Raw genomic sequence first — 25,052 nt, 5'->3', positions numbered from 1 at the left:
CTCAGCCCGCGGCGGTGAGCACCTCCGCGACCGGGCGGCGACCGGTGGCCACCCCCGGAGCCGACGGCCAGCCCAGCCGCAGCAGCATCTGCGGGTGCCCCACCAGGCCGAGCTCGACGCGCAGCCGGGTGCGGGTGGCCGGCCAGTCCAGCGCCTGGGTCAGCGGCGAGGCGGCGAGCCCGGCGGCGGTGAGGCGCAACAGCACCCGGCCGAGCGCGCGCCCGGCCTGCACCCAGGCCGGGCGGTCGTCGGTCATGGTGCCCAGCAGGACCACCGCGGGGCGCTCGACGGCCGGGGGCGGGTCGTCGTCCCGCACGGGCACCGCTGGGGCGGTGGGCTCGTGCCGGCCGACGAGGAAGTCGCGGATCGTCCAGTTCGACGGCCGGCTGCCCGGCGCCTCGTCGGGCAGCGCGGCCACCGGCACGCCGTCGAGGGCGGCGGGGTCGGTGCGCACCCAGCGCTGCAGCTCCTCGCGGTAGGCGGCGTCACCCTGCTCGACCTGCTCGGCCCGGTCGATGAGGAAGACGGTCGTGAGCTCCGCGTCCCGGTCGCTGACCCGGGACCACCAGACGCCGTACCCGCCGGCCTCGGCCTGCAGCCGGTCGAGCAGGTCGACGGGGACCGTCCGGGAGAGGAACGGCGCCCGCTGGGTGTGCCGGTCGGCGATCGCCGCGGCCAGCGCCCGGTCGTCGTCCGAGGCTTCCCGGGGGGAGCCGGTCCGCAGCGTGGCCAGGTGGTCGCCCTCGTCCGCCGCCGGCGCCAGGTCGACGTCGACCTCGTGCCCGGTGGCGCGCAGCGCCACCGCGGCGAACTCGACGGCGATCCCGCAGCTGATCACCTGCTGCCGGTGCGTCGGGTCGAGCGCCGGCAGCGCCCGCTGCGGGTCGTAGGACACCTCCAACCGGTCGGCTGCGGCGGCGAACCGCCAGGGTTGGGTGTTGTGGATCGACGGCGCGCGCGTGGCCAGCTCGACCACGCCCGTCCAGTCCGGCACCTCGGGCATCGGGCCCCTCCTCCGTCGTGTCCGGTCCTCGGGACCCCGGTCCGGTCCTCAGCGGGGCGTCGCCCGGGGCGCCGGACCCGCCGACGGGCGCAGTTCGGTGGCGAGGATCGCCGCCTGGGTGCGCCGCTCCAGCCCCAGCTTGGCCAGCAGGTGGGAGACGTAGTTCTTCACCGTCTTCTCCGCGAGGAACATCCGCTCGCCGATCTGCCGGTTGGTCAGCCCCTCACCGATGAGCTCGAGCACCGTGCGCTCCTGCTCGCTGAGCTTGGCCAGCGGGCCGCTCGGCTCCGCCGCCCGCCGCATCCGCGCCATCACCGCGGCCGCCGCCATCGGGTCCAGCAGCGAGCCCCCGCCGGCCACCGTGCGCACGCCAGCGACCAGGTCCGTGCCCAGGATCTGCTTGAGCAGGTACCCCGCCGCCCCGGCCATGATCGCCTCGAACAGCGCCTCGTCGTCGCTGTAGCTGGTCAGCATGATGACCTTGAGGTCGGGCATCTTCGACCGCAGCTCCCGGCACACGGCCACCCCGTCGCCGTCGGGCAGCCGCACGTCCAGCACCGCCACGTCCGGGCGGAGCGCCGGCACCCGGGCCAGCGCCTCCGCGGCGTTCTTGGCCTCCCCGACGACGGTGATCCCCGGATCGGTCTGCAGCACGTCGGCGACCCCGCGGCGGACGATCTCGTGGTCGTCGAGCAGGAAGACCCGGACTGGCCCCGGCTCGGGTGCTGCGGTCATGCTGGCCTCCGGGTCCGCTGCAGGCGCACGCCGACGCGGGTGCGCACGGGTGCCGCGCCGAGTCTTGCCGGGGCCGTGCGGCCCGCCCCAGGGCCCAAGGTCCTGGTCACGGCCGCGCGGTCAGGCGGGGTCCGCCGTCCGCCGGCCGTCGCCGAGCAGCTCGTCGAGCGCCGCGCGGTGCGCCCGCAGCCCCCGCGCCGCGTCCGCGGCCTCCTGCGCCAGGTCCTCGTCGGCCGGCGGCACGACGGCCGTCGCGACCGCGGCGGAGAGGTCGGCCAGGGTGGCCAGGTGCCGGTCGGCCCGGGCCAGCAGCTCGTCGCCGGCCACCGGCACGCCGACCAGCTGGCCCAGCGCGGTGCGCAGCCGGCGGCCCTCGGCCTCCAGCCGCGGCAGCAGGTCCGGGACGTCGCCGAGGTGCGCCCCGGCCCGGCGGGCGGAGTCGACCCGCTGCCGCAGCAGCTGCTGCTCGCGGGCGATCCGGACGGCGCGCACCGCCGCGCCGCGGTGCGGGGTGGCGCCGGGCCGGCAGGCGGCGAGCACGGCGGCGCCGTCGGAGGCCAGGTCGCGCCCGGTGACCACCAGCCGGCTGCGGCGCACCCGGCGCACCCCGGTCCAGACGGCGGTCGTGAGCACCCCGAGGACCAGCAGCACGCTGACGGCGAGGACGGTCAGCAACGTCAGCACGGGGGGCCTCCAGGCGCTCGCGGCGGAGCCTCCACTGTGCCCCCGGCAGCGCCGGCCCGTCCAGCGCCGGCTCCGGTCCGGCCCTGGTCCGGCACCGCGCTCAGCCGAAGGTGAGCACGTAGCCGTGCGCCCCCGGGTCGAGGAACGTGATCTCGAACCGGCGCTGGGCGACCGCGCCGTGCTGGCGCACCAGGTGGTGCATGCGCGGCGTGCTCAGCACGCCCGCACCATCGGGCCCCACGTCCACCCCGGCGTCCGGCCCGGGTGGCCGGCCGTCGAGGGTCACCCGGAAGCGCACCGGCCGGTCGGCGCCCGGTGGCCCGGCCACCAGGTGCAGGTCGCGGGCCCGGAAGTGGTGGGCCAGCGAGCTCCCCGGTCCCACCGCGACGGCGGCCTCCCGGCCGACCCGCCAGGTGCCGGCCAGTGCCCAGGTGTTGAGCCGGAGCCGGTGCGGTGGCGTGTACCGGACCGGCTCGTCGACGGCCAGGTGCGGCGACGAGGCGAAGTCCGTCGTCCGGTCGGTGCCGAGATAGGTCTCCCCGGACATCAGGGTGTCCCAGTCGGCGGGGAGCTCCGCGCCGGTCGCCTCGACCCGGACCAGGGGTTCGTCCGGCAGTGCGCCGCCCGCCTCGGCCAGCAGCCGGCGCAGCACCAGCTCGGCCTCGGCGAAGCCGCCCTCCCCCACCTGCTGCTCGCGGATCCGCCCGGTGGCGTCGACGAAGTACAGCGCGGGCCACCAGTGGTTGGCGAACGCCGACCAGACCTCGTGCCGGGCGTCCAGCGCGACCGGGTACCCGATGCCGAGGTCGGCGACCTGCTGCCGGACGTTCGCCGGGTCGCCCTCGAAGCCGAACTCCGGGCTGTGCACCCCCAGCACGACCAGCCCGGCGTCCGCGTACTTCACCGCCCACGCCCGCAGGTGCGGCAGGGTGCGCCGCCAGTTGATGCAGGTGTAGGTCCAGAAGCCGACCAGCACGACGCGCCCGCGCAGCGCCGCGGTGGTCAGCGGCGGGGTGTTCAGCCAGCCGGTGGCGCCGTCCAGCTCCGGCATCCGGACGCCGGGCGGCGCGGTGCGGGTCACCAGTTCCCCACCTCGGCGACGGCCGCCGCGAACTCCGCCGGCGCCTCCTGCGGCAGCGCGTGGCCGATCCCGCCGGTCACCGTGCGGTGCTCGTGCTTGCCGGTGAACCGCCCCGCGTAGCCGGCCGGGTCGGGGTGCGGGGCCCCGTTCGCGTCGCCCTCCAGCGTGATCGCCGGGACCTCGACCGGCGGCCCCTCGGCCAGCCGCCGCTCCAGCTCGTCGTACTGCGGCTCCCCGGCGGCCAGCCCCAGGCGCCACCGGTAGTTGTGCACCACGACGTCGACGTGGTCGGGGTTGTCGAACGCCGCGGCGGTGCGGGCGAACGTCGCGTCGTCGAACTCCCAGCGCGGCGAGGCCAGCCGCCAGATCAGCCGGTTGAACTCCCGCCGGTGCGCCGCGTACCCGGCCCGGCCCCGCTCGGTGGCGAAGTAGAACTGGTACCACCAGGCGTGCTCGGCCGCCGGTGGGAGCGGCGCGGCGTTGGCCGCCTGGCTGCCGATCAGGTAGCCGCTGACCGCGACCACCCCGCGGCAGCGCTCCGGCCACAGCGCCGCGACCACCGCCGCCGAGCGGGCACCCCAGTCGAACCCGGCGAGCACCGCCTGCTCGATCCCCAGCGCGTCCAGGAACGCCGGCACGTCGCAGGCCACCGCCGCCTGCTGGCCGTTGCGCGGCGCGGCGTCGTCCAGGAACCGGGTGGTGCCGTACCCGCGGACGTAGGGCACCAGCACCCGGAAGCCCTCGGCGGCCAGCAGCGGCGTCGCCTCGGCGAAGGCGTGCACGTCGTAGGGCCAGCCGTGCAGCAGCACCGCGGCCGGCCCGTCGGCCGGGCCCGCCTCGGCGTAGCCGACGTCCAGCGGTCCGGCGGTCACCTGCCGGAGCGGCCCGAACGGGCCGGTCACCGGCGCTGCTCCGGCACCTGCGGGCGCCGCAGCGGCCGGAACGCCTCCCGCAGCTCCGCCGCGAACAGCTCCGGCTCCTCCCAGGCCGCGAAGTGCCCGCCCCGCTCGACCGCGGAGAAGTAGGTGAGCGTCGGGTAGCAGGCCTCGGCCCAGCTGCGCGGCGTCCGCCAGATCTCCCCGGGGAACGCGCTGAACGCCATCGGCACCGTCACCGGCGGCTGGGGGTGCCCCGCGGCCGCCGCGGCGGCGGGGGCGTCGGCGCCGTAGCTCTCCCAGTAGGAGCGGGCGGCCGACGTGCCGGTGCCGGTCAGCCAGTAGAGGGCGACGTTGTCCAGCACGTGGTCGCGGGTGAGGTTGCCCGACGGTGCGCCCCCGGCGAACGCGCGGGCGATCTTCTCGTAGGCGTCGGTGTCGTGGTCGATCATCCAGGCGGCCAGCGCCACCGGGGAGTCCTGCAGCCCGTAGCCGATCGTCTGCGGCCGGGTGGACTGCTCCTGGAAGTAGCCGCTGCCGGTCGACTGGAAGGTGCGGATCTGGGCGAGCGCGGCACGCTCCTCCTCGGTGTCCTGCGGCAGCGCGCCGACGTCCCCGAGCGCGGACACCAGCAGGTTGAGGTGGATGCCCAGCAGGCCCTCGGGCGCCTGGCGACCCATCGCGTCGGTCACGCCGGCGCCGACGTCCCCGCCCTGCGCGACGTAGCGGCGGTAGCCGAGCCGCTCCATCAGCTGCGCCCACGCCCGGCCGACGCGGGCGACGTCCCAGCCGAGCTCGGTGGGCTCGGCGGAGAAGCCGTAGCCGGGCAGCGAGGGCAGCACGAGGTCGAAGGCGTCCGCCGCGCTGCCGCCGTGCGCGGGCGGGTCGGTGAGCGGGCCGACGGTGTCCAGCAGCTCGACGACCGACCCGGGCCAGCCGTGCGTCATCACCAGCGGCAGCGCGTCGGGGTGCGGCGAGCGGACGTGCAGGAAGTGGACGTCGACCCCGTCGACCTCGGTGACGAACTGCGGCAGCGCGTTGAGCCGTGCCTCGGCGGCGCGCCAGTCGTGCTCGTCGGCCCAGTAGCGGGCCAGCGCCTGCAGGGTCGCCAGCTGGACCCCCTGCGAGCGGTCGGCGACCAGCTCCGGCGTCGGCCAGCGGGTCGCGGCGATCCGCCGCCGCAGCTCGGTGAGCTCCTCCTCCGGGACGTGCACCTGGAACGGCCGGACGGCGTCGGGCCGGCCGGGCCGTGCGGTGGTGGTCGTCGCGGTGGGGTCGGGGTCGAGCGCCATGGCGGGTCCTTCCTGGGGTCGTGGCCACGGGTACCGGTAAGCCGCCGCGGGCCGGGGACAAGGGGTCTTCCGACCCGTTCGCCGGCGGTGCCGCCGGTGGCAGGATCGCCGTGCCCGTGCGCCCGGAAGGGGAGGCCGATGGCTGCACCACCGCTGCGCCCCGCGCCCGGCACCGGAGCCGCGGGAGCCCGTGGAGACCCCCTCCCCGCCGGCCGGGAGCGGCGGCTCGTCCTCGCCGCGGCCCGCCGGGACGTCGCGGCGTGCGCCGACCTGGTGACGGCCTTCCTGCCCCGGATCACCGCGGTGGCCGCCTCGTTCCCGGCCGCCGGCGGCGTCGGGCGGGCGGAGCTGGTGCAGGAGGGGGTGGCCGGGCTGCTGCTGGCCACCCGGCACTACGACCCGGCCCGGCGGACGCCGTTCTGGCCCTACGCCTCGTTCTGGGTGCGCAAGGCGATGCAGGAGCTCCTCGCCGAGCTCACCCGGCCCGTGGCGCTGTCGGACCGGGCGGTCCGCGCCCTGGCCGCGGTGCGGGCGGCCCACCTCGACCACCTGCACGCCCGCGGTGCCGCGCCGACCACCGCGGACCTCAGCCGGGCGACCGGGCTGAGCCGGGCCCAGGTGGAGGCGCTGCAGGGCACGGAGCGGGCGGCCCGCAGCGTCCACGAACCGGCCGACCCGCACGGCGGCCGGGACACCGTGGGCGACCGGGTGCCCGACCCGGCCGCGGAGCAGGCGTACGACGCGGTGCTGGACCGGATCGAGCTGCGCCGCCTGCAGGAGGTCACCGCGCGGCTGCCCGACCGGGAGCGCGCCGTCGTCCGGGCGCACTTCGGGCTCGGCGAGCCGGCCCGCACCCTGGGCCGGATCGCTGCCGAGCTCGGGGTCACCGCCGAGCGGGTGCGGCAGATCGAGGCCGGCGCGCTGGCCACGCTGCGCGCCGCAATGGCGGCACCGGCCCCGCCCGGGTGAGGCCCGACCAGTTCAGCCGGGCACGTCCGTGCCGGTGCCGGCCGCAGGGGTGCCGGTGAACAGTTCAGGGACCCCGGAGCTACAGGTGCAGCATGAGGCAGCAGCATCGCTCGGACGGTGACCTGCTGACGGCCGTCGCCGACCGGGACCGCGCGGCGCTGCGGGAGCTCTACGACCGGCACGCGCCGTGGCTGCGCGCCCGCCTCTCGCGCCGCTGCGGCGACGAGGGGGTCGTCGAAGAGGTGCTGCAGGACACCTTCCTCGCCGTGTGGCGGACCCCCACCGGCTACCGCGGCACCGGCGACGTGCCCGCCTGGCTGTGGGGCATCGGGATCCGCCGGCTGCTGGCCGCCGTGCGGCCCCGGCGCCCGCTCCCGCTGCGGCTGCTCGTCGCCGAGCCAGCGCCGTCGGCCGAGGACGAGGTGCTGCTCGCGGTCGAGCACGGGGACCTGGCGGCCGTCGTGGACGGACTGTCCCCGGAGCTGCGGGCGGTCGTCCGGGCGGTCGTGCTCGACGGGCTGACCAGCCGCGAGGCCGGCCGGCTGCTCGGTGTGCCGGCCGGGACGGTGCGCACCCGGATGGCCCGCGCCCGGACCCAGATGCAGGAGGCGCTCGCATGACCTGGCACGTGGACCCCAGGACGTCGGCCGGCTACCGGGCCGGCGCCCTGACCGACGCCGGTGCGACCGCCGTCGAGACCCACCTGATGCAGTGCCGCGCCTGCCGGGACGCGCTGGCCGCCGCCGTGCCCCCCGTCGACAGGTCGGCCCACGAGCGGACCTGGGCGGCGATCGACCGGACGGTCGACGCGCAGCCGGCATCAGCCGCCGAGGAGCTGCTGGCCCGCGTGCTGCCGTCCCACGTGGTCCGGCTCCTCGGTGCCGCCCCGGCGGTGCAGCGTGCCTGGTGGGCGGCCGGGACGGGGCTGCTGGTCCTGGGCCTGCTCGCCGCCCGGCTGGGCAGCGGCACGACCGGGACGGCGGTCTTCGTGGTGTCTGCGCCGCTGCTGCCGCTGGTCGGGGTGGCGCTGGCCTACGCCGCGGTCGACGACGTCGCGGGCGAGGTGGCCCGCACCACGCCGTTCTCGCGGTTCCGGCTGCTGCTGATGCGGACGGCGGCCGTGGCGGCCGGCACCCTCCCGGTCACCGCCCTGCTCGCCCTCGCGCTGCCCGGCGGGGCGCGGCCGGCGGCCCTCTGGCTGGCGCCCGCCCTGGCGATGTGCGCGCTAACGCTCGCGCTCTCGGCCCGGGTCGACTCCCGCCGCGTGGCCGCCGTGCTGACGCTGCTGTGGCTGGCCGCCTCGTGGGCCGCGCTGCGTCCGCCCCCGTCCTCGCTGCCACTGCGCGAGGTGCTCGATCGCTCCGTCGCCTTCCGCCCGCCCGGCCAGGCGGCGCTGCTCTGCGTCGCCGCCCTCGCGCTCGTGCTCGCGGTCGTGCGCCACACCACCTTCGAGGAGAGGAGCCGGAGATGACGTCGACCGTCACGCTCGACGGCGTCGGCAAGCGCTTCCGCGGCACGACGGCGCTGCAGGACGTCTCGCTCGACCTGCTCCCGGGCGTCACCGGGCTGCTGGGCCCCAACGGGGCCGGCAAGACCACCCTGCTGCGCATCGTCGCCACCGCCCTGTCGCCGGAAGGCGGCTCGGTGCAGGTGCTCGGCTGCGACCCGGGCGACGCGGCGGGCCGGCTGGCGATCCGCCGGCGGCTGGGCTACCTGCCGCAGGAGCCCGCGGCCTTCGCCGGGTTCACCGCCTTCGCCTTCGTCGACTACGTCGCCGTCCTCAAGGAGATGACCGACCGGGCCGCTCGGCACGCCGAGGTGCGCCGCGTGCTCGACGTGGTGGGCCTGGGCGACCGGGCGCACACGCGCATCCGCGCGCTGTCCGGCGGGATGCGGCGCCGGGTCGGGTTCGCGCAGGCCCTGCTGGGCCACCCGGACCTGCTCGTCCTCGACGAACCGACCGCCGGGCTCGACCCCGAGCAGCGCCTGCGGTTCCGCGAGGTCCTGGCCGGGCTGCCCCCGGACACCTGCGTCCTGCTGTCCACCCACCTGACCGAGGACGTCGCTGCGCTCTGCCCCCGGGTGGTCGTGCTCGACCGCGGCCGGGTGGTGTTCCAGGGGGACACCACCGCCCTCGCCTCGCTCGCCGACGGCCGGGTGTGGGACGCGGCGGCGCCCGACCCGCACGCAGCGGTCTCCTGGCGCACCGCCGAGGGTCGGATCCGCAACGTCGGCACACCGCCGCCGGGGGCGGACCTGCGGCCGGCCGGACCGGACCACGGGTACCTCCTGCTGACCGGCTCGGGCGCACCCGGGGAGCAGGTCCGGTGACCGCCGCGACCCGCCTGGCGCCGCCGGCCGTCGTCGGGGCGGCGACCGTGCGCGCGCTGGTCAGGACAGAGCTCCGGCGCGCCGTCCGGAGCCGGCTGCTCTGGGCCGGCACGGCCGGCTCGGTCGCGATCGTCTGCTGGTTCACCGCGGACGGCGCGTTCACCGAGCCCGGGCCGTACGGCGAGCACCTCGCGGCGTGGGACTTCCCGGTGGGACCGCTCGTCCTCACCGCGTTCCTGGTGGCGAACGGCGCCGCGCTGCGGGACCGTCCACCGCCGGCCGCGGAGCTGCTCGCCAGCACCCCGGCACGCAGCTGGGAGCGGACGGGAGCGGTGCTCGCCGCCGCCCTGGTACCCGCGGTCATGGCGCTGCTCGTCCTCGGCGGCCAGGACCTCGCGGTGCTGGCGGGAGGCGGCGCTGTGCTCGGCAGCGCGCCGTGGGTGCGGGTGGCCGACCCGGCGCTGCTGGAGCTGGTGGGCGGTCCGCTGCTGGTCGCCTGCTCCGCCGTCGCCGGGGTCCTGGCCGCCCGGCTGGTGCGCTCGCGCACGGCCGGGGCCGTGCTCGGCTTCCTGTGGTGGGCGGTCTTCTCCTTCGACTTCTACACGTTCCTCTACGCACCGTTCGGCCTGGTCGCCCTGTCCCGGTCGTCGGTGGTGGCCACCGACCTCGGTGGCACCCCGTCCGCGGTCCAGCTGTCGGCGCACCAGGCCGCCGGGAGCCCCGGGGACCTCGTCCCCGGGTACCTCGGGCTGGACCGCGACCTGACCTCGTACGGCCTGCACCTGGTGTTCGTCCTCGGCGTCACCGCCGCGCTCGCCGCGCTGGCGCTGCGGCGCAGCGGCCGGGACCCCCGAACGCGGGTGGTCGGGGCCGCCGGACTGGTCCTGGTCGTGGCGGGGTTCGTCGGCCAGCTGGTCACCCTGAGCACCGACCTGGGCTGGCTGGACCCGCTGTGAGCACCGTGCCGTGGCCGGCGTTGCTCGCCGCGACCCGGCCGGTGCTCGCCTGGCGGGCGCTCGGCGGGTCCGGCGTCGCCGCGCTGGGCCTGGCCGCCCCGATCGGCGTCCTGCCACCGTCGGGAGCCGTCCAGCTGCCGGGACTGGCGGTGCTGGTGCTCGGCTGCGGGCTGGGCGCGGCGGCGGACGACCGCACCGCGGCGCTCACGACCGCGACCCCGGTGACGGTCCGCCGGCGGCTGCTGGCCCGGGCGGTGCTGGCCGTGCCGGGATCCGCCGTGGCGCTGGGGGGTGTGGCGCTCCTCGCAACCGCCGGTGGGGCCCCACCCGGCTGGGGACTGGTCCGGACGTGGGCAGTGCTCGCCGCGCTCGCGCTGGCCGCGGGCGCGGCGGGCAGCCGCCGGGGGCTGCCCGGTGTGCTGCCGGCGACCGTCCTGCTGGGCGGCGGGACGGTGCTGCAGGCGACGCTCCCGGCACCCGTCCGGCAGGCGTGGCCGTGGACCTCCACTACCGGGCAGGTCGTCCTCGGCCTGCTCGGTGCGGCAGTGCTGCTCGCGTGGGCGACCCGGGACCCCGGCGGACGTCGGCAGCGCGCACGTCAGCCGGCGCCGGGCTGATCGCCGACCACCCGCTGGAGGAGCGCTCCACCTCATCGCCGAGCCGGTCCGCCGCTTCCTCGGCTGAGGTCCGTGCGGCGGCCCGCACACCGGGGTGGGCGGCGTCGCGGCCCGTACAGTCACGACCGACGCCCCAGCCGCGTGCTCGCCGACCGGTTAGGACCCCCGCCCACCGCACAGCCAGGGAGCACGCCATGACGACCTCCGCACGAGACTGCGGGCAGACCCACCTCGGGTGCGGCTGCCGAGGGGACGATCGCGTCCACGAGCGCGAGGCCCACCAGCGCAGCGAGGCGCGCGCCCAGGCCGACGCCCTCGTCGCCTGCCCCGAGTGCGACCGGCCCACCCCGCCCCTGCAGCTGGTCACCTGGGGCAACTGCCGGGCGTGCCGCACGGCCCAGTCACGTTCGGTGCAGCCGCTGCGCTGGTAGTCCCCGGCGCTGCCCCTGCTCGGTCCGGTCGCGGTCAGAGCAGCCCCCGGGCGCGGGCTGCGGCGAGGGCGTCGCGCCGGCTGCCCACGCCGAGCTTCCGGTAGATCGCCCGGATGTGGGTCTTGACGGTGTTCACGCTGACGAACTGCCGCTCGGCGATCTCCTCGGCCGTCCGCAGCGACGGCAGCTCGACGAGGATCGCGCGCTCGCGCTCGGTGAGCCGGCTCCCCTGCGCCGCCGGCGCCCGCGGGAAGGCCCGCAGCACCTGGGCGGCGAACGCCTCCTGGCGGCCGAACCGGCCCGCGTCGCGGATGAGCAGCTCCTGCACCGGCCGCCCGGCGAGGGTCAGGTAGCGCACCGTCTGCCGTCCCTCGGCGCTGGCCAGCGCCCGGGTCAGCCGCCGGTGGGCGGCATCGGCGTCGCCGCTGTCGTCGGCGAGCACGGCGTCGAGCACCAGCGCCTCCACGACGGTCCGCCCGGCCTCCGCCGGGACCGCGCCGTCGCACACATCGGCCAGCAGCCGCCGGGCTGCGGGGACCCGGCCCCGGTGGGCCTCCAGCGAGGCGCGCAGGTACTGCAGCTCACCGCCGGCCCCCAGCCGCTGCTCGACCCGGTCGACCGCCTCGTGGGTCCAGGCCGGCTCGCCGAGCGCCAGGGCCATCCGCTGCTGCTCCAGCCCGGCGTGCGCGACCAGCACCGGCGGCAGGCCCACGTCCCCGGCCGGCCACCCCCGCTGCACCTGGCGGTACCGGGCCGGCGGCTCCTCGCCGGCGTCGAACGCCAGGGCCGACTCCAGCACCAGCCCGGCGAAGCGCAGCGACGGCTCGACGGTCCCGTCGAGCAGGTCGACCACCGCCCGGGCGTGCCGGCGCGCGGTCGGCGTGTCCAGGCGCTGGTAGGCGGCCGAGCCGGCGATGACGTGGGCGAAGGCGCACCGCGGTGACCGCTCCCAGCCGCGGGCGGCGGTGAAGGCGAGGGCCGCGGCGGCCCGGCTGCCCATCTCCGGCGCGTCGTCCCGGCTGGCGGCCACCCCCGCCAGCGCCGCCAGGCAGTGCAGCGCCAGCTGGTCGTACCCGGCCGCCGCGGTGCCGGCCGCGGCCCGCCGGAGGTCGGCCTCCGCCGCGTCCAGCCGGCCGAGCTTCAGCCGCGCCAGCCCCCGGCCGGCGGTGGCGAGCAGGTCGAGCTCGGGGCGGCCCGAGGCACCGGCGTCGGTCCCCTCGAGCACCTCCAGCTCGGCGGCGGTGGTGCCCAGCAGGTGCGCCCGCTGCAGGGCCACTGTCGCCGCGAGCGCCGGGTCGGCCCGCGGGGCGGCGGCGGGGGGCACTGGAGCCAGGGCGTCGTCTGCGGCGGCGACGTCCTCGGCGTCCAGCGCGCCGGCGGCGGCGACCAGCGCGACGGCGGGCTCGCTGCGGACCTCCAGCGGCGTCCGGCGCAGCAGCCTGGCCAGCGCCTGGCCGCTCCCACCGAGGACCAGCGCGAGACCCCACCGGCCGACCAGGTCGACCACCAGGTCGGGGTCCCCTGAGCGGCACGCGTGGTCGATGGCGGGGAGCAGGTCGCCGTGCGCGACCGCCCAGCGGGCCACCCTGCGGTGCAGCTCGGCACGCGCCGCGGCGGGGCGCCGCGGCGGGGCGCCGGGCCAGGTCGGCGAGCAGGTGGCTGCGCAGCAGCGTGTGGTACCGGTACCAGGGCTGCGGCCCGGTCAACCGCACGGTCAGCACGTTCGCCCGGGCCAGCTCCTCCAGCAGCACCCCGGCGTCCTCCCGCCCCGACACGGCGGTGGCCAGGTCCGGGCACAGCTGGTCGCAGACCGACGTCTGCACCAGGAAGCGGTGCACGTCGGGCGGCTGCCGCGCCAGCACCTCACCGACCAGGTAGTCGCCCAGCGCGCGGTCGTCGCTGGCGAACGCCGTCAGCGCCGTGCGCGGGTCCCCCGCGGCCAGCGACATCGCGACCAGCCGGGCCCCGGCCGCCCACCCCTCGGTCCGCTGCAGCACCAGGTCGACGTCCCCGGCGCCCAGCTCGAGGTCGTGGCCGCGCAGCAGCTCGACCAGCTCGCCCCGGGTCAGGCTGAGGTCGTCGGCGCGGACCTCCAGGAGCCGTCCCTCGACCCGCAGCCGGTGCAGCGCCAGCGGCGGCTCCGTGCGCCCGACCAGCACCAGCCGCAGCTGCTCGGGCATCCACCGCAGCAGCGTGTCCAGGCTGCGCGCCGCATCGGGGCAGGCCAGCGTGTCGATCTCGTCCAGGACGAGCCACAGCGGCCGGTCCAGCCCGGCGAGCTGCTGGGCGAACGCGGCGACCACCGCGCCGTGCGGCGTGCCGCGGTCCGGCGCCGGGGGGCCGGCCGTCGGGCTCCCGGCCGGCGCGCCGGCCGCGCGGCACGCGGTGAGGACGGCGGTCCACAGCGACTGCGCGTCGTCGCCGTCCTCGACGGTCACCCACGCCGCCGACCACGCGCCGGACTCGGCCGGGCCGCGGGCCACCCAGTGCGACAGCCAGGTCGTCTTGCCCGCCCCGGCGGGTCCGGTCACCAGGACGACGTCCGGCCCCTCCGCCCCGCGGGCGCCGGCCCGGTCCAGCACCGCGTCCAGCCGCGGCCGCTCGACGACGTGCCGGGGCGGCCGGGGCAGCCGGGTCTTCAGCGCCGTGACGCCGTCCTCCTGGTCCGCGCCACCGGTCCCGGGCGGCCCGGGCGGGTCGGGCCGGGCGCGGGGCGGCGGGACCTGCGACGCGTGGTCGGCGGCGACCGGTCGAGCGGCAGCGCGAGGTGCGGCCATCGGTGCTCCAGCGGCGCTGGGGTGCGTGCTCCGGCGGGTGCCCCGTGTCGATCCACCCGGGGTCAGGTTAGGAGCACGCCGAGGTGGCGACAACGGGTTCGCCGGCCGCGCGTCCGGCGGGCGCCCGGGATGCGCCGCGGTCGGCGCCGACCTCACCCGGCGCGGGTGAGGCCCCCTCCGCCCCACGTCGTGACCATGGGGACCCGGACGTGGGGGGAGCGCACATGGGCTGGGTGCTCGTCGTCCTGGTCGGGCTGGCCGCCGAGACCGCACTGATCGTCACGCTGGGACGTCGGGTGACGGGCCCCTGGGAACGGGAGCGGGAGGGCGCGCCCGGGGGCAGCGGCCCGGCGGGCGGGACGTGGTGGGAGGTCACGTCCCAGGCGGGCGGTGGTCGTGCACCGCAGTCGACCGCACCCCCGGTCCGCCGGGCGGCCTGAACGAGCCGCGGCCGAGCGGGCCGGCCACCGCCGCGATGACCCGGATGGCCGGCACGAGCATCCACAGCAGGAGCTCCTCCGCAGCGGCTCGCACGCTCCGGGGGCCGGCCGGTGGTGTCCCGGGTGCGGCGGTCGCCGTCATCGGGCGTCCTCCCCTGCGGCGGGTGGTGGTGCGTCCCCCGGAGCCTGCTGGTCGGTCCCCCCGGGCACATCGCCCGCAGGGGGTGAGGTCGCAGCCCTCACCCGAGGCGACGGTGGGCCACCGCCACCACCACCGGCGCCGGTCGGTGGCGGTGGAGCGCCGCGCAGGAGGAGGGGTCCGGCATGCCCACCGCGACCGTCTGCACCAGCCCGCCGGACGACGACGGCTCGCGGCACCTCCCCCGACGCCGGCCGGTCGGGCACCGGCGGCTGCTGGCCGGCCTGAGCACCGGCCTGCTCGCGCTGGGTGCGTGCACCGGGTCCGGTGACGAGCAGGTCCCCGATCCGTCGGCCGCGGCCGGCACGGCCGTCGAGGCGGTCGTCGCCGGCACGCTGAGCTCCGCGGGGTGCGCAGCGACGTCGCCGAACGGGTGGTCCTGCGCGACGGCGACTCCCCCCGGGAGACGCGCGTGGACGTGCCCGTGCCGGCCCGGGACGTCGCCGTGGTCCGCGAGGTGACCGGACCGCACCTGGAGCTGACCGGGCTCACCGCCGACCTGCGCAGCGGGTTCAGCGTCCCGGTGACCTTCGAGTTCCGCGACGCCGGCACGGTCACCCTCCTGGTGCCGGTCCGCACCTACACCGACGTGCGGCCGGACAGGTTCACGACGTCGCGCTGACCGTGTCGATCCGGCTCCCCGGCCGGTCCTGCGCTGCGTCGGCGGGGCGGGGCAGCGTCACCGGTCCCCCGCCGGCCACCGGCCGGCGAGGGCGTCGTCCACGTCCCGTCGCCACCGGCCGGCCTCCGCCGCGGAGATGCCGGTGGTCCGCAGCGCCGCGGCAGCCACCGTGTCGGCGTAGCCGCGCAGCTGCCCGTCCACCGCACCGCCGCGGGCGCGCCAGCCGACCTCCCGCAGCAGTGCGGCCAGCCGGCGGAGCACCGCGGGCTGCCCGTCGGAGGACAGGAGCAGCTCCTCCAACCCCAGTTCCAGCAGCGCCGGCAGGTCCCACGACGGGAGGACCAGCCGCACGACGCCGTCCTCGTCGCGAACGGCGCGGACCTCCAGCGGGCAGCCGGCGAGCTCCCCGAGCAGCGCGGAGGCGTGGGAGATCGCGTGCACCGCGGTCGTCGGGTCGTTCACCCCGGGGGACAGCGCGCGGAGGGCGATGTCGACGACCTTGCGCAGGCCGTAGGCGACGTCCGCGCTCGCGGACCGCTCGAAGTGCAGCCGCACCGCCCGGTCCAGGGCCTCCTCCAGGGGGACCGGGTCGAGGGTCGACCGCCGCTCGGGCAGCCGGGCGTGCGCCATCGGCGTCCCGGCGACCACGGGGTCACCGATGCGGACGCCGAGCTCGACCACCACCCCGGCGTCCCGCGCGGCCGCGACGGCGGCCCGCTCGTCGACGGCGCGCAGGAAGCCGCTCGACCGCACGGCCAACGGGACCAGCGGGCCGGACGCCGCCGGCCGCCGCTCGGCCGCGCGGTCGTCCGGGGAGCGCCCGGCCTCGCCGCCGGCCACCCGGGCGATCGTGCTGCTCGACTCGTCGTGGACGTCGCGCAGCATCGTCTCCACCCGCAGCGCCTGCGCCAGGTGGCCGAGGAAGAGCACCAGGGCGACGACGCTGCCCAGCGTGAGCAGGTACCCGACCGTGATGGACAGCCGCGGGACGAACGCCGTGTCGTCGTCGGTGGCGCTCTCGGTCCGCACGGTGCGCAGCACGGTCAGCGCGTAGACGAACGTGAGCACCAGCTGCGCCAGGGTCGCCTGGACGACGCGGTCGGTGACGAACGTCTGCAGCAGCCGCGGGGAGTACTGGCTGCTGCTCAACTGCAGGGCGACCACGGTGAGCGAGAAGGTCAGCCCCGTCACCGAGATCAGCGAGCCGGCGATCGCCGACAGGACGTCGCGGGCCGCGGAGGCGCCACCCCCGAACGCGAACGTCAGGGGGTGGCCGCCGGGGCCCTCGAGCCGGCCGTCCACGGCAGGCAGCAGCACGCCCAGCGCGACGGCCAGGAGGACTCCCGCGCACGGGACCGGCCAGAGGGCGCCCCGGATGCGCTCGACGACCGCGTCGGCCCGGCGTCCGGTGGTGCTGGTGGGGGACGGCATGCAGCAGTCTCCCCCGTCCACGACGCCCGCCGCACCGGCACCGACCGGGTCCCCTGACCAGCCGCGCGGTCGCCGGGTGCGACGAGCGGTCCGCCGCTGGCCGCTCCCTCGGGACGGGCAGGACCTGGCTCCCGCCGGGACGGTGACCGGAGGCTGCGCGATCCCCGTCCCGGCGTGGCCTCAGGACCCGTAGCGCAGCGCCCGGGCCTCGACGTCGAAGAGCACGTCGTCCGCGGCCGCGGGGCTGACCTCCCCCCTGCGCCGGGCATCGAGCACCGCGTCCCGCTCGGCCTCGGTGGCCCTGGTCAGGAGCTCCCGCAGGTGGCGGCCCGCGTCCGCGCCGCCGGCGTCGCCGTCCACGAGGTCCGCCACGCTGACGCGGTAGCCCAGCCGCGCCTCGTACTGCCGGACCACGGCGTCCCGGACCTCGGTGGGCACGTCGTCGGCGTCCCGGATCCGCGCCAGGGCGGCCTCGGTCACCGTCCGGTGCAGGCGCCGCTCGTCGGCCCGCACGTCCGCGTCGCTGGCGACCCCGAGCCGCCGGATCAGCGGGGCGAGCGTGAGCCCCTGCAGCACCAGGGTGACGATCACGACGAGGAGGGCGACCACCACCACCTCCTCCCGCGCGGGGAACGACCCGCCGGCGTCCACCGTCACCGGCAGCGCGAGGGCCGTGGCGACGGTGACCACGCCGCGCATGCCCGCCCACGAGGCGACCGCGGACTCCCGCCAGCCGTGCGGGGTCGCCGATCCGGCGCGGCGCGCTCGGCGGCCGGTGAGGCCGGAGGCGGCGAACATGGCCGCCGCCCGCACCACGACGAGCACCCCGACCACCGCGGCGGCCACGCCGATCGTCTCGCCGTCGTCGAGCACGTCGGTGCTGCCCAGCACGTCGGTGAGCTCGACCCCCAGGAAGGCGAACAGGAGCCCGCTGACGGCGAACTCGACGTACTGCCACACCGACCGGCCGAGCAGCCAGCCGGCCGAGGTGACCTCCCGGGTGGTGGTCGCCCGCAGGTACAGCCCAGAGACCAGCACGGCCAGCACGCCGGAGGACTCGACCTGCTCGGCGAGCAGGTACAGAGCGAACGGGACGGCGATGGTCACCGTCGTCTCGGCGGCCGGGTCGTGCAGCAACCCCAGCGCCCTCCTCGCCAGCCAGCCACCGACCAGCCCCAGCAGGCAACCACCGACCACGGCGACCAGCAGGCTCAGCCCCACCTCCCCCGCCGAGACACCGCCGGCGACGACGGCCATCACCGAGAGCTGGTAGATGACCAGCGCGGTCGCGTCGTTGAACTGCCCCTCGCCCTCCAGGAGGGTCACCAGTCGGGGTGGGAGGTGCAGCCGGGCGGCCACCGCGGTGGCCGCGACCGGGTCGGGCGGGGAGACCACCCCGCCCAGCACCGCGGCCACCGCCCAGGGCAGGCCCAGGGCGTGCGCGACGACGGTCACGATCCCGGCGGTCACGACGGTGAGGCCGACGGCCAGCCCGAGCACCGGCCGGGCCGCTTCCCGCAGCTCCCGCACCGAGGTCGTCTGGGTGGCGGCGAACAGCAGCGGCGGGAGCACCAGCGGCAGGATCAGGTCCGGGTCCAGCTGGGGGGCCGGCACGGCCGGGACGAGCCCGAGCGCCAGCCCGTAGATCGTCAGCAGCACCGGCTGCGGGACGCCGATCCGGTCGGCGAGCGGGGTGAGCACGACCACCCCGAGCACGAGGAGTCCCAGCAGTGCGACGGCGCCCACCCGGGCATCGTCCGGTCCGGCGCCCGGTCGCGCCACCTCGCCGCCGCCCCCGGCCCGGGACGGCCGCGGACGACCCGCCGTCGAGGTGCCCGTCCACCGGCTGGTGGTCGTCGGCTCCGGACGCCCCCTCGGTGCCGCTCAGCCGCGCGGGCCCTGGGCGCCGGGGACGTCCGTGAGTGCCGAGCGATCGCCCACGGCCGAGACGGGCACGACGCTGAGGCTGCCGTCGGTCTCCAGCACGACCGCCGCCACGTCACCCAGCCCTCCCTGGCCGGCGGCGCGCACCGCCTGCCGCACCTCGGCCGGTGCGACCCGGTGCTGCCGCAGCGCACGCTCCTGCAGCACCCCGTCGCTCAGCAGCAGGGCAGGACGAGCGGTGACCACCGCCCGTGCTCTCGGGGACCCGGCCGTCACCCGGGCGACGGCGAACTGCAGGAGGGCCAGCAGCCCGAGGGCCACGGCCCCCTCGGACCAGGAGACGTCGGAGCTGAGCAGGATGGTGGCGAGGGTCGACCCGAGGGCGACCGTCACGACGAGGTCGAAGGCGTTCAGCTTCGCCAGGGTGCGCTTGCCGGACAGCCGGAGCACCACCACGACGGTGGCGTAGGCGCTCGCGCCCACGGCGAGGACGCGCCCCAGATCGGCCCAGGAGTCGAACCACATGGGCCCTCACTACCCCGCGGACGCGGGATCACCGAGGGACGCGGCGCACGAGCCGGACGTCCGTCCCGGCACGCGGCCGGCGCACATGACGGTCCCGTGACGAAGCAGCCCGGGGACTGCCCCGGCCCGCCCCGACGGGGCACCGTGGAGCAACAGCAGGCGCGCGGTACCGCGGTGCACGCGTCTCCCGGCGACGAGGAGGTCCCGATGCCGCCGCTGCTCCGGCGTCCCCCGTCCGGCCCGTGGCGTCGCGCCGCCCGCGACGGGCGCCCCGCTCCCCCGCCGCTCCCGGCGGCGGGGGTCGACCGCGGGGACCGGCCGTGAGCGCCCCCGCCGGAGCCGGCGCCGCCCGGTGGTGGCACGGCCGGGCGTGGGCCGGCGCTGTCGGGGTGGGCCGCTGGGTGCTCCTCGCGGTGGTCGTCGGGACGGCCCTGCCGGGCGCACTGCACGGGGGCGCGGCCGTCGTCCCCGCGGTGGCGGTGGTGGTCGGCGCCGCCTGCGCGGTCGCCACCGGCTCGGCCCACCGCGGCTTCCCCTCGACCCCGGCCGGCCGGCGAGCCGTCGTGTACGCCGGCGCGGGCGGGGCGCTGTCGGTCCCGTTCCTCGTGGGCGCCGTGTCGCTGGGCGCGGCGGGCGGGGCGCTCGTGCTCGCGACGACGACGCTGGCGGCGGTGCTCGCCGGTGACTGGCTGTGCGCGCTGGACGGACGCGCCGCGACCTGGGACGCACGACGCCCCGAGCGCCTGCGCCGCCTGGTCGGTCTGCTGTCCACGGACGAGCTGGTCGCCGAGTGGCTGGTCAGCGAGGCCGCGCTGGGCGTCGCCGACGTCCCGGCGCTGGCCCGTCTCGTCCGGTGCCGCGAGGTGCTGCTCGACGAGCTCCTCCGCCGCGATCCGCAGCGGACCGCGGCGCTGCTCGCGGAGGGCGCCGGCCGGGGACCCCAGCTGCCGCCGCCCTCCCGTCGGGACTGACCGCACGGTCCGGTCAGCTGCGGCGGCTGGCCACGGCCGTGCCCGGTGGTGGTGTCGTCGCGCCCCCCGCCCTCGCGCCGGTCACCGCAGAGCGCCGCGACGTGCCGCTGGGCGGCGTCGGGGCTGTCGCTCCACTCGTCGGTGGCCGACCCGCCGTGGGTGCGTCGACGATGTGGCATGGCAACCAGGCAGTTGGTCATCTACGTCCCCGATCACAGCTTCGACCTCGACAGCGCCGACGACCGCGTCGTCGACGCCTTCCTCGACTGGTTCCGGACGGCCGGGCCGGACGACGTGCACGAGGTCGACAGCGGAGAGCGCTACTCGGTGTTCGTGCAGAAGCGGAACATCACCCAGGTCCGCGTGCTGACCCGCGGCGCGGCGGGCTGAGGGGCTCACCTCCTCCCCGTCCGGGGAACGAGACCACGGCCGTCGGCCGGCTCGCGGGGGCGGGGAGGCCGGCAGGGCGCCGGGTTCGTCACGCGATCGTCATGGCGCAACTGTTGGTCGATGGCAAGTCCTTGGGCACCTCCTGGCCGGAGCGCCGCGACCGGACCCGGCGCTCGTCCAGGACGGACCACCGAGGAGGAACGACCGATGTCCCGCGCACTGATCGCCACGCGTGCCTGTGCTGCTGCCATCGCACTGACGACCACCCTCTGCCTGGCCGGCTGCGGTGAGGGCAACCTCTCCGGGCGCGGGGAGGGCGAGATGGCCGGTGGCGCCATCGGACCGGACGAGAGCGCGAGCGAGCAGGTCGAGCTGCTGCAGGTGCAGCTCGAGTACCCGCTGGACGGCTCCTACGCGGTCGGCGACGACGCCCGGCTCTTCCTCGGCATCAGCAACATCGGGGAGCAGGCCGACCGGCTGCTGGGCATCAGCGGCGATGCGTTCACCGACGTCGCCGTCGACGGCGCCGATGCGGACGGCGCCGCCCTGCTCGACGTCCCCGCCGGGGACGTCGTCCACGTGGGAGCCGAGGGCGGCCCGGCCATCACGCTGCTGGACCTGCAGCGTCCGCTGCGCTCCAGCCAGTCGATCCCGGTCACGTTCGCGTTCCGGGACGCCGGGGAGGTCACCGTCGACGCGATGGTCGCGGCGGAGGGCCAGCGACCTTCCCCCACCTACGACTTCCCGCGTCCGACCGGGGAGCCGTCGAGCTGACCCGCCGGCGGCGGGAGTGCCCGAGCGCCTCCGGACAGCGGGTCTCCAGCCGTGGGCCGGGTGTCCACGGCACGGTCCGGAGATCTGCGACAAGGTGGCAGTGAACGGGTACGACGGCCTGGTCATCGTCCGGCCGTCCACCCCGGCCAGGACAACACCGAGCCGATCGAGGAGAACCCTTGAAGATCACTGCAGCCGTCGTCGAGGAGCAGCACGGACCGTTCGTCGTCACGGACGTCGAGCTGGACGACCCCGGCCCCGGCGACGTCCTGGTCAAGGTCGCCGCCACCGGCTTCTGCCACACCGACGGGATCGCGCGCGACGGCGACCTCCCGTTCCCGCTGCCCGGCGTGCTCGGGCACGAGGGCGCGGGCACCGTCGTCGCGGTCGGCGCGGGCGTCACCGGCGTGCAGGAGGGGCAGGCCGTCGTCCTGGGCTGGCCCTCCTGCGGTGCCTGCCGCAACTGCCAGGCCGGGCAGCCGCGCTACTGCCTGCGGATGGGCGAGCTCGTCGGCGGGGGCCACCGGCTCGACGGTGCCTCCGCGCTGCGCAGGACCGACGGGTCGCCGCTGGCCAGCCACTTCTTCGGCCAGTCGTCGTTCGCCACCTACTCGATGACGACCGCGTCCTCGCTGGTGCCGATCCCGGCGGGCCTGCCGGTCGAGCTGATGGGCCCGCTGGCCTGCGGGCTCGCGACCGGCGCCGGTGCGGTGCTCAACACCGTCCGGCCGGAGCCGGGCTCGTCGCTCGTCGTCTACGGCGTCGGCACCGTGGGGCTGGCCGCGGTCATGGCCGCCCGCAACTCCGCGGCCACCACCATCATCGCCGTCGACCGGCACGCCTCCCGGCTCGAGCTGGCCAAGGACCTGGGCGCGACGCACACGATCGACGCGACGGACACCGACCCGGTGCAGGCGGTCACCGACATCTGCGGTGGGCCGGCGGACGCGGCGCTGGACTGCACCGGCGCGATCCCCGTCGTCCGGCAGGCGATCGACTCGGTCGGCATGCTCGGCACGGCCGTGCTCATCGGCGGTGCCCCGGCCGGTGCCGAGTTCTCCGCGGACCACCTGACCACCCTGTGGGGGAAGACCATCCGCGGCACCCTCGGCGGGAGCGGCCACGGCCAGGCGCTCATCGCGGCGCTCATCGACCTCTACGCGCAGGGCCGCTTCCCGTTCGACAAGCTGGTGGAGTACTTCCCGCTCGACCGCATCCAGGACGCGATGGAGGCCTCCTACAGCGGCGCCGTGGTGAAGCCCGTCCTCACCATGCCGCACTGACCCCAGCCGCTGCTCCCGGGCCCCGTTCGCGGGAGCCCGGGAGCCCGGGAGCCACGGCCTGGCAGCCTGCGCGCAGCCCTGCAGCTGCCCGGCAGGTCGCGCACCACCCTCGTCGTCCCCTGCTCGTGGAGTTCCTGTGCCCCCTGCTGACCCCGCTCCGCTCGCCGACCAGGTCGGCTACCTCGCCGTCCCCGTGGTCACCTCCGACCGGCCCGGGCCGTGGCCGGGCGTGGTGCTCGTCCACGACGTCCTCGGGCTGGGGGACGACATGCGGGAGCAGGCCGACTGGCTCGCCGCAGCCGGTCACGTCGTCGCCGTGCCCGACCTCTACGAGGGCAGGTCGGCGATCAGGTGCCTCAGGGCCACCTTCGCCCAGCTCCACCGCCAGCGGGGCCCCGCGTTCGACCGGCTCGACGCCGTCCGGTCCGCCCTCGCCGCCGACCCGCGCTGCACCGGCCGGGTGGGTGTCATCGGGTTCTGCATGGGTGGCGGGTTCGCCCTGCTGCTCGCCGGCCGGGCGGGCTGGTCGGCGGCCGGCGTCAACTACGGCCCCGTCCCGGACGACGTCGAGGACGTCCTGCGCGGTGCCTGCCCCGTGGTGGCCAGCTTCGGCGGCCGCGACAGGGGCTTCACCGGCGCCGCCCAGAAGCTGCGCGCCGCGGCGGACGCCGCCGGGGTGCCGGCGGACGTCAAGGAGTACCCGCACGCGCGGCACGGGTTCATGAACCGCATCAGCGTGGCCTCGCCGCTCACGCCGTTGCTCAAGGTGGCCGGGGTCGGGTACGACCACGACGCCGCCGCCGACGCCAGGCGCCGGATCCTCGGCTTCTTCGACGAGCACCTGCGGGACCCGGTCGGCCCCGGCTGACGGTCACGGTCGGCAGCGCACCGCCAGGAGCGCCACGTCGTCATCGGCGGAGCCGGGCAGGACGCGTCGCAGCAGGTCGTCGCACAGCTGTTCCACCGGGACACCGCCGAGCTCGGCCAGCTCCGCCCGCAGCCGGCTGACGCCCTCGTCGATGGTGGCCCGGCGGCCGTCGTGGCGCTGCTCGATGAGCCCGTCGGTGTAGAGCAGCACCGTGTCCCCCGGGCGCAGCGCGGTGACGTGGTCGGTGCGCACCGCCGGCGAGCCGGTGCCCAGCAGCCGCTCCGGGGGCGTGTCGAGGGACCGCACCTGCCCGTCGGTGGTGAGCACCACCGGCGGCAGGTGACCGGCCGACGACCAGCGCAGCCGCAGCCCGCCGGCCGGTGACGGCGCCTGGGCGAGACCGGCCACCAGGACCGTGGCCAGGGTGCCGAAGGCGGTCATGGTGAGCACCGCGTCGGTGCGGGAGAGGGTGTCCGCCGGGCTCCCGGGCCGGTCGCAGGCCAACGTGCGCACCGTGCTGCGCAGCTGCGACATCGCCGCAGCCGCCTCCACCGAGTGGCCGGCGACGTCGCCGACGACCAGCACGGTGGAGCCGTCGGGCTGCGTGAAGGCGTCGTAGAAGTCACCGCCGACGAGCGTGTGCCGTCCGGCGGGCCGGTAGCGGACGGCGATCTCCAGCGCCCGGGTCTGCGGCGGCGGGGTGAGCAGGCTGCGCTGCAGGGTCTCGGCGACCTGGAGCTGGCGGGTGTAGAGGCGGGCGTTGTCCAGCGCCAGGGAACCGCGGCGGGCGACCTCCTCCGCGAGCGCGACCTCGGCGTCGGTCAGCGGCGGCCGGGCGCCGCTGTTGATGAGCGAGAGCGCGCCGAACACGTGCCCGTGCGCGGCCAGCGGCACGATGACCGCCGAGGTCGCGGCCAGCCGGTCGAACGCCTCCTGCACGCGCGGGCCGGCGGCGTCCCTGGCCAGCGCCACGTCGGTACCGGCCAGCCGCAGCGACCGGCCCGACCCCAGCGCGGCCGCCAACGCGGCCTGGCCGCGGACGCCGGTGGCCCGCCCGGACAGGTAGGCGTCCAGGTCCGCGAGCCGCGCAGGGTCCCGGTGCGCCCGCCCGGTCAGCTGGTCGGCGCCGTCCTCGGCCAGCACGGTGACCGTCGCCCAGTCCGCCAGCCGGGGCACCACCAGGCGGGCCAGGTGGTCCGCCGACTGCCCGGTGTCGAGGGTGCGGATGAGCGTGTCGCTGACCTCGGCCAGCAGGGCCAGGCGCGCCCGGTCGTCGGCGGGGGAACCCTGTCCGCCCGCGACCACGGCGGCGTCGATCACCGTCGCTGCCTCCTCGCCGAGCCCGACCGCGGATCCCTCACCCGCCCTCGTCGCGCTGCGCCGCGAACGTATCCGACCGACCGGTGACCGCCCGCACCGGCAGGGGACGGCACGCGCTCTCGCGGGCGTCGCCCTCGACCTGGTAGGGAGTCGTCATGAGATCCGACGACGAGAGGGCGCGGGAGCCCGACATCAACTTCTACACGCGCAAGTGGGTGCGGCCCGAGGACCTCAACGCGCACGGCACGCTCTTCGGGGGCAGCCTGCTGCGGTGGATCGACGACGAGGCCGTGGTGTACGCGGCGATCCAGCTCGGCACGCTCAACGTCGTCACCAAGTACGTCTCCGAGATCGACTTCGTCAGCTCCGCACGACTCGGCGACATCATCGAGATCGGGCTCGTCGCCACCGGCTTCGGCCGGACCTCCCTCACCATGCGGGCCGAGGCCCGGAACATCGTGACCGGGAAGAGCATCCTCACCATCGACAAGGTCGTCTTCGTCGCGCTCGGTGCGGACGGCAAGCCGTTCGAGCACGGCTACACGTCGCTCACCAGGAGCCGCGAGCGCATCCGCCACTGACCCGGCGGTCCGC

Annotated in this window: 24 protein-coding genes and 2 pseudogenes; 14 read left to right on the top strand and 12 right to left on the bottom strand. The window is 77.1% G+C overall.

The genetic code is table 11. From position 1 onward, the window contains the following. Position 1: 1 nt before the first annotated feature. The 6 genes from AB0J00_RS16760 to AB0J00_RS16735 form a co-directional block, all read right to left on the bottom strand. A complete protein-coding gene (locus tag AB0J00_RS16760) occupies positions 2-1,003 on the bottom strand; it encodes a hypothetical protein (protein ID WP_357746679.1) in 1,002 nt (333 codons plus the stop codon). Between the two features lie 48 nt (positions 1,004-1,051). Beyond that, entirely contained in the window at positions 1,052-1,738 is a 687-nt protein-coding gene (locus AB0J00_RS16755; protein ID WP_357746677.1) for a response regulator transcription factor, read from the bottom strand. A 120-nt stretch (positions 1,739-1,858) separates the two neighbouring features. Then, positions 1,859-2,422 (bottom strand): hypothetical protein, encoded by a 564-nt coding sequence (locus tag AB0J00_RS16750; RefSeq protein WP_357746674.1) that lies wholly within the window; start codon positions 2,420-2,422, stop codon positions 1,859-1,861. Between the two features lie 100 nt (positions 2,423-2,522). Continuing rightward, the gene (locus tag AB0J00_RS16745) at positions 2,523-3,503 is read right to left on the bottom strand and encodes a redoxin domain-containing protein (protein ID WP_357746671.1); all 981 of its coding nucleotides are present in this window, start codon (positions 3,501-3,503) and stop codon (positions 2,523-2,525) included. Further along, complete coding sequence (locus tag AB0J00_RS16740) at positions 3,500-4,405, bottom strand: alpha/beta hydrolase (protein WP_357746669.1); 906 nt, start codon at positions 4,403-4,405, stop codon at positions 3,500-3,502. The genes AB0J00_RS16745 and AB0J00_RS16740 overlap by 4 nt, the downstream gene beginning before the upstream one ends. Next, the gene (locus AB0J00_RS16735; protein ID WP_357746667.1) at positions 4,402-5,670 is read right to left on the bottom strand and encodes an epoxide hydrolase family protein; all 1,269 of its coding nucleotides are present in this window, start codon (positions 5,668-5,670) and stop codon (positions 4,402-4,404) included. The genes AB0J00_RS16740 and AB0J00_RS16735 overlap by 4 nt, the downstream gene beginning before the upstream one ends. Before the next feature lie 138 nt (positions 5,671-5,808). Here AB0J00_RS16735 and AB0J00_RS16730 point away from each other — a divergent pair, with 138 nt between their 5' ends. The 6 genes from AB0J00_RS16730 (at position 5,809) to AB0J00_RS16705 (ending at position 10,543) form a co-directional block, all read left to right on the top strand. Further along, positions 5,809-6,639, top strand: coding sequence for a sigma-70 family RNA polymerase sigma factor (locus AB0J00_RS16730; RefSeq protein ID WP_357746664.1), 831 nt, complete (start codon positions 5,809-5,811; stop codon positions 6,637-6,639). 92 nt (positions 6,640-6,731) lie between these two features. Next, complete coding sequence (locus AB0J00_RS16725) at positions 6,732-7,259, top strand: RNA polymerase sigma factor (protein ID WP_357746661.1); 528 nt, start codon at positions 6,732-6,734, stop codon at positions 7,257-7,259. Further along, positions 7,256-8,110 (top strand): hypothetical protein, encoded by an 855-nt coding sequence (locus AB0J00_RS16720; RefSeq protein ID WP_357746659.1) that lies wholly within the window; start codon positions 7,256-7,258, stop codon positions 8,108-8,110. The genes AB0J00_RS16725 and AB0J00_RS16720 overlap by 4 nt, the downstream gene beginning before the upstream one ends. After that, the gene (locus AB0J00_RS16715; protein WP_357746656.1) at positions 8,107-8,970 is read left to right on the top strand and encodes an ATP-binding cassette domain-containing protein; all 864 of its coding nucleotides are present in this window, start codon (positions 8,107-8,109) and stop codon (positions 8,968-8,970) included. Before AB0J00_RS16720 ends, AB0J00_RS16715 begins: the two co-directional genes overlap by 4 nt. Beyond that, entirely contained in the window at positions 8,967-9,926 is a 960-nt protein-coding gene (locus AB0J00_RS16710) for a hypothetical protein (protein WP_357746654.1), read from the top strand. The genes AB0J00_RS16715 and AB0J00_RS16710 overlap by 4 nt, the downstream gene beginning before the upstream one ends. After that, complete coding sequence (locus AB0J00_RS16705; RefSeq protein ID WP_357746651.1) at positions 9,923-10,543, top strand: hypothetical protein; 621 nt, start codon at positions 9,923-9,925, stop codon at positions 10,541-10,543. The genes AB0J00_RS16710 and AB0J00_RS16705 overlap by 4 nt, the downstream gene beginning before the upstream one ends. 465 nt (positions 10,544-11,008) lie before the next feature. On the opposite strand, the gene AB0J00_RS16700 is transcribed toward AB0J00_RS16705, so the two are convergent. Further along, positions 11,009-12,559 (bottom strand): helix-turn-helix domain-containing protein, encoded by a 1,551-nt coding sequence (locus AB0J00_RS16700; protein ID WP_357746649.1) that lies wholly within the window; start codon positions 12,557-12,559, stop codon positions 11,009-11,011. Between the two features lie 565 nt (positions 12,560-13,124). Next, positions 13,125-13,751, bottom strand: a pseudogene (locus AB0J00_RS16695) (AAA family ATPase); the annotation flags it as partial. Positions 13,752-13,975: 224 nt separating this feature from the next. On the opposite strand from AB0J00_RS16695, the gene AB0J00_RS16690 reads away from it, so the two are divergent. Then, positions 13,976-14,191: a hypothetical protein gene (locus tag AB0J00_RS16690; RefSeq protein WP_357746648.1), complete on the top strand. Its 216-nt coding sequence runs from the start codon at positions 13,976-13,978 to the stop codon at positions 14,189-14,191. A gap of 542 nt (positions 14,192-14,733) precedes the next feature. After that, positions 14,734-15,012 (top strand): annotated as a pseudogene (locus tag AB0J00_RS16685) (hypothetical protein); the annotation flags it as partial. Between the two features lie 57 nt (positions 15,013-15,069). Here the strand turns inward: AB0J00_RS16685 and AB0J00_RS16680 are convergent. From AB0J00_RS16680 to AB0J00_RS16670, 3 genes are all read right to left on the bottom strand, one after another. After that, positions 15,070-16,443 carry a DUF2254 domain-containing protein gene (locus AB0J00_RS16680; RefSeq protein WP_357746646.1) on the bottom strand — a complete coding sequence of 458 codons (1,374 nt, stop codon included), beginning with the start codon at positions 16,441-16,443 and terminating at the stop codon, positions 15,070-15,072. Between the two features lie 180 nt (positions 16,444-16,623). Further along, entirely contained in the window at positions 16,624-18,189 is a 1,566-nt protein-coding gene (locus AB0J00_RS16675) for a Na+/H+ antiporter (protein ID WP_357746643.1), read from the bottom strand. Between the two features lie 138 nt (positions 18,190-18,327). Next, on the bottom strand, positions 18,328-18,852 hold the full coding sequence (locus tag AB0J00_RS16670; RefSeq protein WP_357746640.1) for a YetF domain-containing protein: 525 nt from the start codon (positions 18,850-18,852) through the stop codon (positions 18,328-18,330). A 320-nt stretch (positions 18,853-19,172) separates the two neighbouring features. Between AB0J00_RS16670 and AB0J00_RS16665 the strand changes: the two genes are divergently transcribed. From AB0J00_RS16665 to AB0J00_RS16645, 5 genes are all read left to right on the top strand, one after another. Continuing rightward, positions 19,173-19,823 (top strand): hypothetical protein, encoded by a 651-nt coding sequence (locus AB0J00_RS16665; protein WP_357746637.1) that lies wholly within the window; start codon positions 19,173-19,175, stop codon positions 19,821-19,823. A gap of 177 nt (positions 19,824-20,000) precedes the next feature. Then, the gene (locus AB0J00_RS16660; protein WP_357746634.1) at positions 20,001-20,213 is read left to right on the top strand and encodes a hypothetical protein; all 213 of its coding nucleotides are present in this window, start codon (positions 20,001-20,003) and stop codon (positions 20,211-20,213) included. Between the two features lie 207 nt (positions 20,214-20,420). Beyond that, entirely contained in the window at positions 20,421-20,987 is a 567-nt protein-coding gene (locus AB0J00_RS16655) for a copper chaperone PCu(A)C (protein ID WP_357746630.1), read from the top strand. A gap of 179 nt (positions 20,988-21,166) precedes the next feature. Further along, positions 21,167-22,270: an NAD(P)-dependent alcohol dehydrogenase gene (locus AB0J00_RS16650; protein ID WP_357746628.1), complete on the top strand. Its 1,104-nt coding sequence runs from the start codon at positions 21,167-21,169 to the stop codon at positions 22,268-22,270. Positions 22,271-22,406: 136 nt separating this feature from the next. After that, positions 22,407-23,138: a dienelactone hydrolase family protein gene (locus AB0J00_RS16645; RefSeq protein ID WP_357746625.1), complete on the top strand. Its 732-nt coding sequence runs from the start codon at positions 22,407-22,409 to the stop codon at positions 23,136-23,138. Between the two features lie 3 nt (positions 23,139-23,141). Here the strand turns inward: AB0J00_RS16645 and AB0J00_RS16640 are convergent, their stop codons facing one another. Next, complete coding sequence (locus tag AB0J00_RS16640; protein ID WP_357746622.1) at positions 23,142-24,458, bottom strand: GAF domain-containing SpoIIE family protein phosphatase; 1,317 nt, start codon at positions 24,456-24,458, stop codon at positions 23,142-23,144. 155 nt (positions 24,459-24,613) lie between these two features. Here AB0J00_RS16640 and AB0J00_RS16635 point away from each other — a divergent pair, with 155 nt between their 5' ends. After that, positions 24,614-25,039, top strand: coding sequence for a hotdog domain-containing protein (locus AB0J00_RS16635; protein WP_357746620.1), 426 nt, complete (start codon positions 24,614-24,616; stop codon positions 25,037-25,039). Positions 25,040-25,052: the final 13 nt, after the last annotated feature.

Origin of the sequence: Modestobacter sp. NPDC049651 (assembly GCF_040659695.1) — a bacterium.
GTDB lineage: Bacteria > Actinomycetota > Actinomycetes > Mycobacteriales > Geodermatophilaceae > Modestobacter.
This window is presented reverse-complemented; position numbering and strand designations above follow the sequence as displayed.